Annotated in this window: 16 protein-coding genes; 9 read left to right on the top strand and 7 right to left on the bottom strand. The window is 62.5% G+C overall.

The window, feature by feature from the left end:
• Positions 1–29: 29 nt before the first annotated feature.
• The 8 genes from AACG97_RS06530 (at position 30) to AACG97_RS06565 (ending at position 5,439) form a co-directional block, all read left to right on the top strand.
• Positions 30–959, top strand: coding sequence for a helix-turn-helix transcriptional regulator (locus AACG97_RS06530; RefSeq protein WP_197886302.1), 930 nt, complete (start codon positions 30–32; stop codon positions 957–959).
• A gap of 10 nt (positions 960–969) precedes the next feature.
• Complete coding sequence (gene pcaQ, locus AACG97_RS06535) at positions 970–1,902, top strand: pca operon transcription factor PcaQ (RefSeq protein WP_009686234.1); 933 nt, start codon at positions 970–972, stop codon at positions 1,900–1,902.
• A gap of 193 nt (positions 1,903–2,095) precedes the next feature.
• Complete coding sequence (locus AACG97_RS06540) at positions 2,096–2,860, top strand: FKBP-type peptidyl-prolyl cis-trans isomerase (protein ID WP_009686235.1); 765 nt, start codon at positions 2,096–2,098, stop codon at positions 2,858–2,860.
• Positions 2,861–3,149: 289 nt separating this feature from the next.
• A complete protein-coding gene (locus tag AACG97_RS06545) occupies positions 3,150–3,590 on the top strand; it encodes a YkvA family protein (RefSeq protein ID WP_009686236.1) in 441 nt (146 codons plus the stop codon).
• A gap of 77 nt (positions 3,591–3,667) precedes the next feature.
• Positions 3,668–3,838, top strand: a complete 171-nt coding sequence (locus tag AACG97_RS06550) for a YhfG family protein (RefSeq protein WP_132476346.1) — start codon at positions 3,668–3,670, stop codon at positions 3,836–3,838.
• Positions 3,835–4,452, top strand: a complete 618-nt coding sequence (locus tag AACG97_RS06555) for a Fic/DOC family protein (RefSeq protein ID WP_197886304.1) — start codon at positions 3,835–3,837, stop codon at positions 4,450–4,452. The genes AACG97_RS06550 and AACG97_RS06555 overlap by 4 nt, the downstream gene beginning before the upstream one ends.
• Positions 4,453–4,735: 283 nt before the next feature.
• A complete protein-coding gene (locus tag AACG97_RS06560) occupies positions 4,736–5,074 on the top strand; it encodes a helix-turn-helix domain-containing protein (protein WP_047149705.1) in 339 nt (112 codons plus the stop codon).
• Positions 5,071–5,439 carry a hypothetical protein gene (locus tag AACG97_RS06565; protein ID WP_009686241.1) on the top strand — a complete coding sequence of 123 codons (369 nt, stop codon included), beginning with the start codon at positions 5,071–5,073 and terminating at the stop codon, positions 5,437–5,439. Before AACG97_RS06560 ends, AACG97_RS06565 begins: the two co-directional genes overlap by 4 nt.
• A 96-nt stretch (positions 5,440–5,535) precedes the next feature.
• Here AACG97_RS06565 and AACG97_RS06570 read toward each other — a convergent pair whose 3' ends face one another.
• Positions 5,536–7,617, bottom strand: a complete 2,082-nt coding sequence (locus tag AACG97_RS06570; RefSeq protein WP_165944151.1) for a carboxy terminal-processing peptidase — start codon at positions 7,615–7,617, stop codon at positions 5,536–5,538.
• Positions 7,618–7,760: 143 nt separating this feature from the next.
• Between AACG97_RS06570 and AACG97_RS06575 the strand changes: the two genes are divergently transcribed.
• A complete protein-coding gene (locus tag AACG97_RS06575; RefSeq protein WP_009686243.1) occupies positions 7,761–8,723 on the top strand; it encodes an NAD(P)H-quinone oxidoreductase in 963 nt (320 codons plus the stop codon).
• A 117-nt stretch (positions 8,724–8,840) separates the two neighbouring features.
• Here the strand turns inward: AACG97_RS06575 and AACG97_RS06580 are convergent, their stop codons facing one another.
• The 6 genes from AACG97_RS06580 to AACG97_RS06605 form a co-directional block, all read right to left on the bottom strand.
• Positions 8,841–9,494: an HAD family hydrolase gene (locus AACG97_RS06580; protein WP_070085845.1), complete on the bottom strand. Its 654-nt coding sequence runs from the start codon at positions 9,492–9,494 to the stop codon at positions 8,841–8,843.
• A 14-nt stretch (positions 9,495–9,508) separates the two neighbouring features.
• Positions 9,509–10,498 carry an ABC transporter ATP-binding protein gene (locus AACG97_RS06585; RefSeq protein WP_110678062.1) on the bottom strand — a complete coding sequence of 330 codons (990 nt, stop codon included), beginning with the start codon at positions 10,496–10,498 and terminating at the stop codon, positions 9,509–9,511.
• Position 10,499: 1 nt separating this feature from the next.
• The gene (locus tag AACG97_RS06590; protein ID WP_009686246.1) at positions 10,500–11,294 is read right to left on the bottom strand and encodes an ABC transporter permease; all 795 of its coding nucleotides are present in this window, start codon (positions 11,292–11,294) and stop codon (positions 10,500–10,502) included.
• Positions 11,284–12,132 carry an ABC transporter permease gene (locus AACG97_RS06595; protein ID WP_054881375.1) on the bottom strand — a complete coding sequence of 283 codons (849 nt, stop codon included), beginning with the start codon at positions 12,130–12,132 and terminating at the stop codon, positions 11,284–11,286. The genes AACG97_RS06590 and AACG97_RS06595 overlap by 11 nt, the downstream gene beginning before the upstream one ends.
• Positions 12,111–12,917 (bottom strand): alkaline phosphatase family protein, encoded by an 807-nt coding sequence (locus AACG97_RS06600; RefSeq protein ID WP_009686249.1) that lies wholly within the window; start codon positions 12,915–12,917, stop codon positions 12,111–12,113. Before AACG97_RS06600 ends, AACG97_RS06595 begins: the two co-directional genes overlap by 22 nt.
• A gap of 138 nt (positions 12,918–13,055) precedes the next feature.
• Positions 13,056–14,120, bottom strand: a complete 1,065-nt coding sequence (locus AACG97_RS06605; protein WP_197886428.1) for an ABC transporter substrate-binding protein — start codon at positions 14,118–14,120, stop codon at positions 13,056–13,058.
• Between the last annotated feature and the right edge of the window lie 78 nt (positions 14,121–14,198).

A 14,198-nucleotide genomic window follows, 5' to 3' on the forward strand; every position in this document is an offset into this window, starting at 1 on the left:
GCGCCATTCTGGAACCTGGAGTAAGCCCAATGCCCCCAAAGCGCGAGGTCCCGACCTACGTCATGCAGCAGCGCAGCGAGCTGATGGACTTCTACATCCGCGACCAGCGCGGCCGCCCCGCCGAGACAGCGCCACATCGCCATGAGTACTTCCAGATCCAGGTCAACCTGGGCGGCGACACGGTGCAACACATCGGTAGCGTGCAGCGCCCCTTCAGGCGCAACACCCTGGCTTTCATCCTGCCGCACCGGGTGCATGTGATCCCGCACCCGGCCAACAGTGACTTCGTGGTGATCAACTTCTCCCAGACCTTCCTGCTGCCGCACTTGGCCTGTGACCCGATGGACCTGGAAGAGGTGTCGATCCTGCAGGCGCCAGAGCTGTCCCCCTTCCGCTTTCAGGAGCACCTCGACTTTTGCCTGGGCGAGGCCGAGTTTGCCGAGTTACGCCAAGTCCTCGACCGCATGCGTGTACTGGATGCCAACCGCCGCTTCGGCACCCGCGAAATCCTCAAGGGCCTGTTGCTGCAACTGATCGGCCAGGTCTGTGGCCTGTATGCCGAGCCGCTGCGCGAATTGGCCGAGAGCAATGCCGCACAGCTCAGCCGCCGCGCTGCGCTGGGCCGCATGAGCGAATACCTGCGCAGGCATATCGACGACCCCGACCTCAACCTGCAGAAGGTCGCCGCCGCCACCTACCTGTCGCCCACCTACTTGACCCACTGGCTGCGCAAGGAAATCGGCAAGACCTTCAGTGAGCTGGTGCTGGAGCGGCGCATGCACGCCGCACGCAACTACCTGCTCAACGGCAGCCGCCCGGTGGGCGAGGTGGCACGGCTGTGCGGCTTCGCCGACGAAGCCTACTTTTCCCGACGTTTCCGCCAGATCCACGGCCTGCCACCCGGGCAGTTCCGCCGCCAGCAGCGCGACCCGGATACGCCGCAGGTGGCGATGCGGTAAGCTTGCCGGCATGAACCTCGACACCCGCATCAAGTACCGCCACCTGCTGTGCTTTCTGGAGATTGCCCGGCAGGGCAGCCTGGCCAGGGCTGCCAACGTGCTCGCCATCAGTCAGCCGGCGATTTCCAAGACCCTCAAGGAGCTCGAAGACCTGCTGGAAACCCGGCTGTTCGCGCGCAGCCGCCAAGGGGTCGAGCTGACGCCGGCCGGTACGCGCTTCATGCGCTATGCCGGGCCCAGCGTGCAAGCCCTGCGCGATGGCGTCAGCAGCCTGCGCGGCGAGGCACGGGCGCCGTCGCAGGTCCGCATCGGCGTGTTGTCCACGGTCGAGGGCCTGCTCATGCCCGAAGTGCTGTGCCGCCTGCATCAGCGCCATGAGGCGCTGGTGATCCGGGTAGTCACCGGGGTCAGCGCACAGCTGCTTGGCCAACTGCACCTGGGGGAGCTGGAGCTGGTGGTCGGGCGCATGACCGACAGCCCGCAAATCCAGGGTTTGTCGTTCGAGCACCTGTACAGCGAGTCGATGAGCCTGGTGGTACGCCCAGGTCACCCACTGCTGGCCCGCACCCCCGTGGAGCGCGGCCAGGTAGGGCGTTACCCCTTGGTCTTGCCGCCTGCGGGTACCACCATCCGCCAGCATGCCGACAGCCTGTTCGTGCAATGCGGCATCCAGATGCCGGCGCAGCGCCTGGAAACGCTGTCCCTGGCGTTGAGCCGGCGCTACCTGCTGAGCAGTGACGGCGTGTGGGTGGCGCCGCGCGATGCCGTGCTGCTCGACCTGCGCCGTGGCGAGCTGGTCGAGCTTGACCTGGGTGTGCGTGAACCCGGTGGCTCGGTGGGCATCTGTCGCAATGCGGCCCTGCCGCAAAGCCTGCCGGGACAGTGGGTGTGTGAGGTGCTGCGCGAAGTGGCCGGGCAGTACCGCGAGGGCGTTTACCCCTGAGCCGGCGCTGTCAGCAGGGCGCTCAGCGCCTTGAGGTGGAACCGGCAGCCGCAAGGCTTTTCTGCCGTGCGCGAGGCTGTGGAACTATTCCCTGTTTGTTGGCTCTTATGCCGGTAGCCATGGGTTGGGGACGCCTGATAAGCTCGCGGCTTCTACCCTGATTGCCCTTATGGCGCATGAACAAGGAAATGACATGAAACAGCATCGTTTGGCGGCTGCGGTTGCCCTGGTTGGCCTGGTACTGGCTGGCTGTGATCAACAGGCCAGCAGCCCCGAGCTGAAGACCCCGGCGCAGAAAGCCTCCTACGGAATCGGCCTGAACATGGGCAAGAGCCTGGCTCAGGAAGGCATGGAAGACCTTGATTCCAAAGCAGTCGCCCTCGGTATCGAAGACGCCGTTGGCAAGAAAGAACAGCGTATCAAGGACGAAGAGCTGGTAGAGGCCTTCACCTCGCTGCAGAAACGTGCCGAAGAGCGCCTGGCCAAGGCCAGTGAAGAAGCCGCCTCTGCTGGCAAGAAGTTCCTTGAGGAAAACGCCAAGAAGCCGGGTGTCGTCACCACCGCTTCGGGCCTGCAGTACGAAGTGATCAAGAAAGCCGACGGCCCGCAACCCAAGCCGACCGACGTGGTGACTGTCCACTACGAAGGCAAGCTGATCGATGGCAAGGTCTTCGACAGCTCCGTCGAGCGCGGCAGCCCCATCGACCTGCCGGTGAGCGGCGTCATCCCGGGTTGGGTCGAAGGCCTGCAGCTGATGCACGTTGGCGAGAAGTACAAGCTGTTCATCCCGGCTGAACTGGCCTACGGTGCACAAAGCCCAAGCCCGCTGATCCCGGCCAACTCGGTACTGGTGTTCGATCTTGAACTGATCGCCATCAAGGACCCGGCCCAGCTGCAAGGCGCTGAGCCGGACGCTGAAGCCCCCGCTGAAGCGCCTGCCGAAGCCCCTGCCAAGTAATACTGGCTGTTTGCCGAAAACGCCCCGTCTTTACGGGGCGTTTTCGTTTTAGCTGCTTGGACGAACCTGCCACTGCTGATACTGTCCGAGGAAATGCAGCGTGAAGAAGTAGGACGCTTCTGACGCAAGTCGCTCGCGGCGCTGGTAGCAACAGCCTGTAACGACTGTGTAAAAAACGCCCGATCTGACCGGGGCCCTTGCCTGGCAGGCACCCAGGGTCAGAAACTGTGGCCTGTTCACAAGGTTATCCACAATAAATGTGGATAACCTTTTCCCTCTCGGAGGTTCCATGAGCGCACCCTGGAATTTCGCCCGTTTCCTGCCCTTGGCCGAGCGCCTGCTCAGCCGCGGCCGGTTGCCGGCCTTGCTGTTCGCCGTGGCGCGCAAAGGCCCACGCCTTGGCCAGTTGCGTGACGACGTGAAATTGCTGCAGTCGCTGTGCCTGGCATGGTGGCGCGGCGAATACCGCGCCATCAGCCCCAAGGCGCTGGTGACCATCGTCGCTGGCCTGCTGTATTTCGTCAGCCCCATCGACGCCATCCCCGACTGGTTGCTGGGCGTCGGGTTCCTCGACGACATCGCAGTGCTGGGCTGGGTACTGAAAACCGTGGCCGACGAGCTGGCCCGGTTCAAGGCCTGGCGCGACAGCCAGGCACCCGAGCGGCTACGCGTGGTCGAGCGGCTGCCCGCGACACCGGAAGCACTGCGCCTGGAGCGCAATACCCGGTAAAACCGAACTTTTGGGTAGCTGGCCTGGCTTGGAGTCTGTCGGCTACAATGACACCTACAGACATTAGAGACTCGTCCATGGACAAGCTAAGCCTGCACGCCAAAAAAGCGTGGTTCGCCAAGCATCGCACTGCGAATTTCGCAAACAGCCTGCGCCTTGAAGGCTTTATCGTGCCGCCAGACGACAGCAAAGCGAAGTTGCCTGCCCGTGCTGCTGCACGCGAAGCCGTGCGGCAACTCAAGGCTTGAGTGTCGACAAGTATGGGGTCTATCAAGACCCTGATTGCTACCCTGACACGGACGTCCTGAAGAACCTTCTCAATCTGCGCAATGCCGAGGATCTGACGGACGCTGAGCGTTACCTCACCCAGGTAGCGGCATCGCAGCTGGAGTTCGAAGAGCCTCCATACGATCTAGGTACATTAAAACGAATTCACCGCTGTCTGTTTTCCAGTATCTACAGTTGGGCTGGAGAAACTCGATCCGTAAAGATCAGCAAGGGCCATAGCCACTTCTGTGTACCGGACCGTATCGAGCCAGAGGTAGCGAAAGAGTTTTCCAGAATGGCGCGGGCGGGCTGGTTTGAAGGCTACTCTCGTGATTCGCTCGTGGTTTCCGTTGCTCAATCGTATGGAACCTTGAATGTCGCTCATCCCTTCCGTGAAGGTAATGGTCGGGCTCAGCGTGTTCTGTTTGAATGGCTAGTCGTGAACGCTGGTTTCGAGATTACCTGGGGACGGGTTGGCCAGGAGCAGTGGGTAGCGGCGAATATCGAGTCTTTTCAAGGCAATGACCAGGCTTTGGAGCTCGTCTTCAATCAATGTATCGGCGCTCCGATCAGGGAAGTCAACGATCCATCTTGATACTTGTTCTCTGATTCTGTGGGTGCTTCAGCGATTGCAAACTGGCGGTGACATTCATTGGGGGCCGACCTCGTCTGACGATGTCCGCTCTCAAGCACGCCTGCTGGAAATCTCTTACAATGAGATATAACAGAAGGGGAGCAGCCCGATTGCCGTTCGCTATTGGCTGTCATCCGGTTGGATGAGAGGGCAGGGTTGCCGCGCTGTATTGCAACGCCTATGCCGGCTCCCCCAGATAGGCCGTATGGATTGCATGCTGTAATCCTTGTTGAAGGGGTTTGTAATGGGTATTCAGGTCATCAGCCGCGACGGTCAGCCCGAGTACGCCGTGGTTCCCTGGGAGCAGTACCAGGCGCTGCTGCAGGCTGCAGGGCAGGCACCTGCCGAGGCCGGTGCCTGCGAGCCGGCTCCAGCCGCAGCCGTTGCAGCGCTGCCGGCGTTCAGTGAAGTTGCACAGATCCGCCAGGCCAAGGGCATCGCGCCTGAGCAACTGGCGCGCAATGTTGGGGTCAGCCCGGCCTACCTGGCCATGATCGAATCAGGCGAACGCCACCCGGATGCCGCCATCCGCCGTGCCCTGGCCTGGCACCTGGGGGTCGCAGGCTGGAGCGAGCCATCATGAGCCAGGTCAGGATCAGCCGTCAGCATTGGGACAACCTGCTGGGCGAGCTTGACCTGGCCCGCCGTCAACGTCACTTGCTGACTTACAGAGCGCTGATCGAGCGCTTGCAATTGCCCAGCCCGGCCATGCAGACACTCACCGCTGCGCTGGAATACCTGGCGGTGCTGGACGCGCGTGCCGAGCAACCGCTGCGCAGTTCGTTGGTCATCAGCCAGGGCGCCAGCCGCTTGCCGCGTACCGGCTTTTTCGAATGCGTAGAGCGCCTGGGGCGCTTTTCCGGCCCGATCGACGGTATGGAGGCCGCGTCGTGGCATGCTTCCGAAGTGGTGCGGGTGTTCGAATACAGCTACCCCGAAAGCGCCTGATCGCCAGCTGCACCGGGTTTTATCCAGGCAGGCACGAAATGTAAGGGCCGGGCATTTGCATGCCCGGCCCTTGTTATGTCGCGACAGCCAGCGGCCTTACTTCTTGGCCACTTTGCTGCTGGCGCTGAGGTAGTCGATCAGGATGCGACCGGTTTCCGCCAGGTAGGCGTCGTCTTCCGGCTTGGTGTTTTCATCCTCGGCCGGCAGCGCGTCTTCGTCCTCTTTCTTCAGCTCTTTGAGTGGCTCTTCACCCTTGGCCTTGCGGCGGGTGTTTTCCAGCGCCAGTTGTTTCGCCTCGATCTCGTCGTGGCGGGCACGTCGGTCCTGCTCGTTGAGGCTGACGGTTTTCTCGTTCATCAGCTTCTGGGTCAGGGCCAGGCGGTCGCGGATGTAGGTGAACTCGGCGTCCTTGTCGCTACGTGCCTCATGCTGGGCCTTGAGCTGCGCCAGGAACGGTTTGAACGGGTCGGCAGCGGGTTTGACCACCGGGCGAATGGTGTCCCAAGGCATGGCCTCGGGCAGGGCGCTTTCGCCGATTTCCTTGGTGTCGATGATCGATGGGTAGTCGATGTCCGGCAGTACGCCCTGATGCTGGGTGCTCTGCCCGGATACCCGGTAGAACTTCGCCAGTGTCAGCTTCAGCTCGCCATGGTTGAGCGGCTGGATGGTCTGCACGGTGCCCTTGCCGAAGGTCTGGCCGCCAATGATCAACGCGCGGTGGTAGTCCTGCATGGCACCGGCGAAAATCTCCGAGGCCGATGCCGAGAGGCGGTTGACCAGCAGCGCCAGCGGCCCTTTGTAGAAGGCACCGGGGTTTTCGTCCTCCAGCACGTCGACCCGGCCATCGCTGTTGCGCACCAGCACCGTCGGGCCTTTCTCGATGAACAGGCTGGTCAGTTCGGTGGCTTCCTGCAACGAGCCGCCGCCGTTGTTGCGCAGGTCGATGACCACGCCGTCGACTTTTTCTTTCTGCAGCTCGGTGAGCAGTTTCTTCACGTCACGCGTGGTGCTCTTGTACTCCGGGTCGCCGGCGCGGTAGGCCTTGAAGTCCAGGTAGAAGGCCGGGATCTCGATGATGCCCAGCTTGTAGTCACGCCCGTCCTGCTTGAGCTTGAGCACCGACTTCTTCGCCGCCTGCTCTTCCAGCTTCACCGCTTCGCGGGTGATCGACACGATCTTGCTGGTCTGGTCGCTCGGTGCGTTGCTGGCCGGGATGACTTCCAGGCGCACCACCGAGCCTTTCGGGCCGCGGATCAGCTTGACCACTTCATCCAGGCGCCAGCCGACCACGTCGACCATTTCCTTGTTGCCCTGGGCGACACCGATGATCTTGTCTGCCGGTGCCACCTGCTTGGTCTTGGCTGCCGGGCCGGCCGGCACCAGGCGCACGATCTTGACCTGGTCGTTGTCGCTTTGCAGCACTGCGCCGATACCTTCCAGCGACAGGCTCATATTGATGTCGAAGTTTTCCGCGTTGTCAGGGGACAGGTAGTTGGTATGCGGGTCGTAGGACTGGGCGAAGGTGTTGATGTAGGCCTGGAAGATATCTTCGGCACGGGTCTGGTCCAGGCGCGCGAGCTGGTTCTTGTAGCGCTTGGTCAGGGTTTCCTGGATCTGCTTGGGCTCTTTGCCGGCGATCTTCTGGCGCAGCACTTCGTCTTTCACGCGTTTGCGCCACAGGTCGTCAAGCGCGGCCTGGTCCTTCAGCCATGGCGCGTCCTTGCGGTCGATCAGCAAGGTTTCCTTGGTGGTGAAGTCCATTTTGTCCACGCCCTTGTTCAGCTCGGCCAGGGCGAAGTCCAGGCGTTGCTTGACGCGGTCGAGGTAGCGCTTGTAGATGGTGAAGCCCGGGTCGAGGTTGCCGCTTTTGAGGAAATCGTCGAATTGCGTTTTCCACTTGTCGAATTCGGCGATATCGGCCGCGGTGAAGTAGCTGCGCGCCGGGTCCAGCAGCTTGATGTAGCTGTCATAGATGATGACCGAACGGGCGTCATCCAGTGGCGGCTTGCTGTAATGGTGGCGCTTGAGCAACTCCACCACATTGAGGCTGGCGACGATCTCGTCGCGGTCGGGTTGCAGGCTGTCCCATTTGTTGGCGGCCGCTGCATTGCCGCCGAGCGCGAGGCTGCCCAGGCCGATCATCATGGCCAGGGCGGTGCTTGGGAGGAAATGCTTCATGCTGATTCGACGTGGGGGCAATTGATCACGCATAGTAGGCCGTCTTTTCCGTTCGCCGGTTCCAGAAGAGCCGGGCGCATACTGCAAAAAGCCTGGGCACAACGATCCCAGGCTCGGTCATATGATTCAACTATGGAGGCACTGTGAAGGCATTGCAAGGCGTTGACGGACATGTGACCTGGGTCGAGGCCGAACGCCCGACCTGTGACGCGGGCCAAGTGCGCATCCGCGTGGCTGCGGCGGGGTTGAACCGCGCCGATTTGCTGCAGATGAAAGGTTTGTACCCACCGCCGCCAGGTGCCAGCCCGTATATGGGGCTGGAGTGCTCCGGGGTGGTCGAAGAAGTGGGCGCTGGCGCAGCCTGGCGCGTGGGTGATCGGGTCTGCGCGCTGCTGGCCAGCGGTGCCATGGCCGAGGAAGTGGTGGTCGACGCCCGCCACGTACTGCCGGTGCCCGAAGGCCTTGGCCTGCATGAAGCCGCTGCACTGCCGGAGGTGTACGCCACTGCCTGGCTGAACATCTTCCAGCTTGGTGCGCTGAAGGCGGGCGAGAAGGTCCTGGTGCACGCCGGTGCCAGCGGCGTCGGCTCGGCAGCCATTCAGCTGTGCAAGGCGTTTGGCAGCCCGGTCTGGGTCAGCGTCGGCTCGGCGGACCGCCTGGCCTATTGCCAGGCCTTGGGCGCAGCAGGTGGCGTGGTGCGTAACCAGAACCTCGACGCGCTGGAAGGGCTGGGCCCGTTCGACGTGATTCTTGACCCGGTGGGGGCCAGCTATGGTGAACTCAACCTCAAACTGCTGGCCCGTGACGGGCGCTGGGTGATCATCGGCCTGATGGGCGGCCGCACGTTCGAGCTGGACCTGGCTCAGGTACTGGGCAAGCGCCTGGGGATCACCGGTTCTACCCTGCGCAACCGTGATGACAGCTTCAAGGCCGAGCTGCTGCGCGAGTTGCAGCAGCAGGTGTGGCCGCTGTTCAGCGAAGGGCGCCTGTCGCCGCAACTGGTCGATACCTACCCTGTGGAGTTCGCCCAGGCGGCGTATGCCGAGCTGGAGACCAACCAGGTGTCGGGCAAGTTGGTGATGGTGATCGACCCGAGCCTGGCTTGAGGTTGCCGGGGCTGCTGAGCAGCCCATCGCGACACAAGGCCGCTCCTACAGGAGCTTGCATTTGCCTGTAGGCGCGGCCTTGTGTCGCGAACGGGGCGCGAAGCGCCCCCATGGCCCTCAAGTCCAACTCAAGACAGGCCAGCCATTCTTCTCGGCGTGCTCGCGCAACACCCCATCCGGGTTCACCGCATACGGGTGATCCACCTTCAACAACAACGGCAGGTCATTCCTCGAATCGGAATAGAAGCTCGCCCCCTCCAGGTTCTCCTGCTCCTGGTCCAGCCATTCCAACAGCCGGGTAATCTTGCCCTCGCGGTAGGTCAGTACCCCATGGGTCTTGCCGGTATACACCCCGTTCACCGCCTCCAGCTCGATCGCCAGGTATTCGTCCACGCCCAGGCGCGCCGCAATCGGCCCCACCAGGTGCGTGCCCGAAGCGGAAATGATCAGAATGCGATCGCCGCGCTTGCGGTGTTCGGCAATGCAGCGGCAGGCGTCGCCGTAGATGATCGGTTCGATCACCTCTTCAACCCACGGCTCCACCAAATGCTCGACTTCCTCCAAGGTGCGCCCGGCTATCGGCTCCAGGCTGAAGGCCATGTAGTCCTCCATCTGCAGGTGGCCTTTGCCGTACGCTTCCATCAACTCATGGTCGCGGCGCAGGAATTCCTTGCCATCGACCCAGCCCAACCGGGCCATCTGTTCACTCCACAGCGACGCGCAGTCGCCGTGGATCAGGGTTTCGTCCAGATCGAAAATTGCCAATGCCATCGTGTTGCATCTCCTTAGGCCACTTCGCGTAGCGCCGTGGGGTCGATCGACAGGCTCACCCGTTGCCCGTCTGCATGCAGGTCGGCCGGTGAGCGGTTGAGTACGTCGACCACCAGTTCCACGCCACGCACTTGAACGCGGTAGCGGATCACGTTGCCCAGCAGGCTATGGCTGCGTACCTCGGCGTCGCGCTCACCCGCCAGGCCCAAGGTGATGGATTCCGGGCGGATCGCCAGGCGGCAGGCTATCGGGCGTTGCAGCAGGCGGCTGGCGCTGTCGGCGTCAAGCAGGTTGTAGTTGCCGATAAAGCCTGCGGCAAACAGGTCCACCGGCGCAGTGTAAAGGGTTTCGGCATCGCCGCTTTGCACAATGCGCCCCTGGTTCATCAGGAAGATACGGTCAGACATGGTCAGCGCCTCTTCCTGGTCGTGGGTGACGAAGATGGTCGTCAGCCCCAGTTCGCGCTGGATCGCGCGAATTTGCTCGCGCAGGTGCTTGCGGATGCGTGCATCCAGTGCCGACAGCGGCTCGTCGAGCAGCAACAGGCGTGGCCGGGTGACCAGCGAGCGGGCCAAGGCCACGCGCTGGCACTGGCCGCCCGACAACTGGTGCGGGTAGCGCCCGGCAAAGGTGCCCAGCTCGACCAGGTCCAGAGCCTCGCGCACGCGCCGCTGGCATTCCTCGGCCTTGACCTTCTGCATGCGCAGGCCAAAGGCAACGTTCTGCTCCACGGTCATGTTGGGGAACAGCGCGTAGCTCTGGAACACCATGCCGATGCCGCGTTGTTGCGGGCTCAGCGGCACGATGTCGTGGCCGTCCAGCAGGATCTGCCCGCGGTCCACCGGGGTGAGCCCGGCAATGCAACGCAGCAGCGTGGACTTGCCGCACCCGGAGGGACCGAGCAGGGTGACGAATTCGCCGCGCTCGATGTGGCAGTCGATGTTCTCGAAAACCGGGTTGCCGGCATAGCTCTTGTGCAATTGCTGTACGCTGACGAAGCTCATGTCAGGTCTTGTCCTTGTTCAGGCGGTTGGCAACCCAGGTCAGTACCAGCACGAAGGCGAAGTAGGAAATCACCAGCGCGCTGTTGAAGTGGCCGCTGCTGTTGCGCATGTTGTTCAGGTACACCTGCAGGGTCTCGTAGCGGGTGCCGACCAGCAGGTTGGCGAACACGAACTCCCCGAACAGGAACGAGAACGACAGCAGCAGCGCCACCATCAGGCCCTTGCGCAGGTTAGGCAGCACCACCAGCAGTGCGGCTTGCCAGGTGCTGGCGCCCAGCAGCTGGGCTGCGTCCATCAGGTCGTGCAGGTGAATGGCCTGCAGGTTGTTGGTGATCGCCCGGTACATGAACGGCAGGGCGATGGTGAAGTAGCAGCCGATCAGGATCCACGGCGTGCCGACCATGGCCATCGGCCCGCTGCCGTACAGCTGCAGCAGCCCTACCGACGACACCACCGGCGGTACCGCGAAGGGCAGCAGGATCAGGATGTTCATCAGCCCGTCCAGCCTGGGGAAGTGGTAGTGGACCACGAACAACAAGGGCAGGATCAGTACCACCGACAGCAGCAGCGCCCCCACGCAGACCAGCAGCGACTGGCCGAACGCCGCCAGGAAGCGGGGTTCGCTCCACAGCGCGATGTACCACTTGAACGTCAGGCCGCTGGGCAGCAGGCTGGCCGACCAACTGGTAGCCAGCGAGTAGAGCAGGGTGCCGGCCAGGGGCAACAGCAGAATCAGGAACAGCAGGTACACCACGGCGCGGTGGTACCAGCCGCCGGCACGGGTTTCAGCGCGCATGGTAGCTCCGTTTCAGTAGCCATTGGTGCACCACCGTGACCAGCGTCATCAGCCCTACCAGAACCATTGCCAGCGCGCTGGCCAGGTTGGGGTCGAGGCTGATATCCCCGGCCACCAGGCCAGCGATGCGGATCGGCAGTACGTTGAAGTTGCCAGTGGTCAGCGCGTACACGGTGGCGTACGCGCCAAGGGCATTGGCCAGCAGGATGACGAAGGTGCCCAGCAGGGCCGGGGTCAGCACCGGCAGGCCGATGTGCCGCCAGAACTGCCAGTGGCTGGCGCCCAGCAGTGCCGCCGATTCACGCCAGTCTTCGCGCAGTGCGTCGAATGCCGGGTACAGCAGCAGCACGCCCAGCGGGATCTGGAAGTAGGTGTACACCAGGATCAGGCCGTTTCTGGAATAGATGCTGAAGTCTTCCAGCAGGCCGATCTGCTTCAGCAGCAGGGTCAGTGCGCCGTTGAAACCGAGCAGGATGATGAAGGCAAAGGCCAGCGGCACCCCGGCGAAGTTGCTGGTCATGTTGGCGAAAGCGCTGACGAAGTCGCGCAGCCTCGAGTCTACCTGGCGCAGCGAATAGGCACCGAGGGTAGCGATGACGATACCGAACAGGCTCGACCAGAAGCTGATCTCCAGGCTGCGTTGCAACGCCTGCAGGTAGAACTTCGAGGTGAACACCTTGCTGAAGTTGGCCAGGCCCCAGCCAGCCTCCGATTGCAAGCTGTTGATCGCCACCCAGGCCAGCGGGGCGATCTGGAAGATGACGAAGAACACCGCGAACGGCAGTAGGCACAGCAAGGCCAGGTAGCGGCTGCGGTTCACTTGAGCAACTCCCTGCATACCGTTTTGTCGTGCGCCACGCCCAGCAGCTCGCAGATGGTGCCGCATAGCTCGGTCTGCTGTGGCTTGGCGGCCGGGTCAAGGCTGAAGGCTTCGCCAAAGACGAACAGCGGCACTTCGCGTTCCTCGGTGAGCAAGCCATTGTGCGAGCGGTCGTTGTTCATGCCGTGGTCGGCAGTGACCAGTACCTGGTAGCCCTCTTCGAGCCAGCCTGGCAGGTAGTCGGCCAGCAGGATGTCCACGCTGCGCGCGGCATTGCGGTACTGGCTGCTGTCAAGGCCATGGTGGTGGCCGACATCATCGATGCTCATGGGGTGCAACAGCAGAAAGTTCGGGGCGTGCCGTCGGCGCAGGTACTCGCCGTCGGCCAGCAGGTGTGAGTCGGGGTAACGGTCGTCCCAATAGAACAGCCCGTGCTGGATCGGCAGCTTCGGGGCGTGGGTATGGCGGTCGCGCTGCGGGTCGAAAGGCGAGCGGTTGTACAGTTCGCTCATCCAGTGATAGGCCGCTGCCGCCGTGCCCAGGTTGGCCTCACGCGCGTAGTGGAACACGCTGCGTTGGTTGGACAGGCGGTTGACGCCGTTGTGCACAATACCGCTGTCGATGGGCGCTACGCCGGTGAGGATGCATTCGTACAACGGCCGTGACAGCGATGGCAATTCGCATTCCACGCGGTACAGCGCGGCGCGGTCGGCCTCGACATAGGCGTGCAGGTGGCCCATGGCATGGTGGGCAACCTGGTAGTTGAGGCCGTCGAGCAGGACCAGGATGACGTTGTGTTGCATGGTGGCTCCCAATGAGCTGCAGGCGGTTCTAGCTGAAAGCTGAAAGTTGCAAGCTACAAGCTGCAAGCTGCAAGAAGAAGCCGGCATGGCGCTCACCGGCTTCCACTTGTAGCTTGCAGCTTGCTACTTGAAGCTTCTTCATTCCATCTCGATGATCACCTGCTCCTGCCACATTTGCGGCAGCTTCTTCGAGGTCGTTTCCCAGGCTTCGGCATTCTTGATCGGCTGCGCAGCTTTGTATTGCTCATTGGGCAGCAGTTTGGCCTGCACGTCTTCCGGCAGCTTCATGTGATCGGCCCGGATCGGGCGTGCATGCCCCTTGGCCAGGTTGATCTGCCCGGCGTCGCTGAAGATGTATTCACGCGTCAGCTTGGCAGCATTGGGGTGCTTGGCGTATTTGTTGATCACCGTGGTATAGCCGGAAATCACCGAGCCGTCGGCCGGGATCAGCACTTCAAAACGCTTAGGGTCGATCTGCTCGCGGTAGCTCAGGCCGTTGAAGTCCCATACCACGCCCACTTCAACTTCACCCTTTTCAAGGGTCTGGATGGTCGGGTTCGCCAGGGACAGGCGCTTCTGCTGGGCCAGCTTGGTAAACAGTTGCAGGCCGGGTTCGATGTTGCTTTCACTGCCTTTGTAGGCGATGGCCGCGGCCAACACGCCGTTGGCCGCCTGGGCAGCGGTGCCGACGTCACCGATAGCGACCTTGTACTTGCCTTTCTCCAGGTCGTGCCAGGTTTTCGGGCGTTCGCCTTCCTTGACCAGATCCTTGTTGATGATGAAGGCGATGGTGCCGGTATAGGCCAGTGCCCAGTGGCCATCTTCATCCTTGGCCCATGCCGGCACCTGGTCCCAGGTGCTGGGCTTGTATGGTTGGCTGACACCCTTGGCCACTGCAATCGGGCCGAAGGCGGCGCCCACGTCACCGATATCGGCGCTGGCGTTGTCTTTCTCGGCCTCGAACTTGGCCAGCTCCTGCGCCGAGCTCATGTCGGTGTCGCTGTGCTTGAGGCCATATTTGCTGGCCAGGTCTTCCCAGGTGCCTTTCCAGTTGGCCCAGGCATCGGGCATGCCCACGCTGTTGATGGTGCCTTCCTTGCGGGCGGCGTCTTCCAGCGCCTTGAGGTCAGGGCCGGCGGCCAGCGCCGAGGTGCACAGGGTAATGGCCGAACCGAGCAGTGACGCCATGAACAACTTTTTCATCCGAAGCTCCTTGGTATGGGTGCCTGTAGCGATCGTTGTTAGGAGTGAAGGGGTTGTCTGGTGACCGTTGGTCTAGGT

It is taken from the genome of Pseudomonas sp. Nvir (genome assembly GCF_963778085.1).
Classification (GTDB): domain Bacteria; phylum Pseudomonadota; class Gammaproteobacteria; order Pseudomonadales; family Pseudomonadaceae; genus Aquipseudomonas; species Aquipseudomonas juntendi.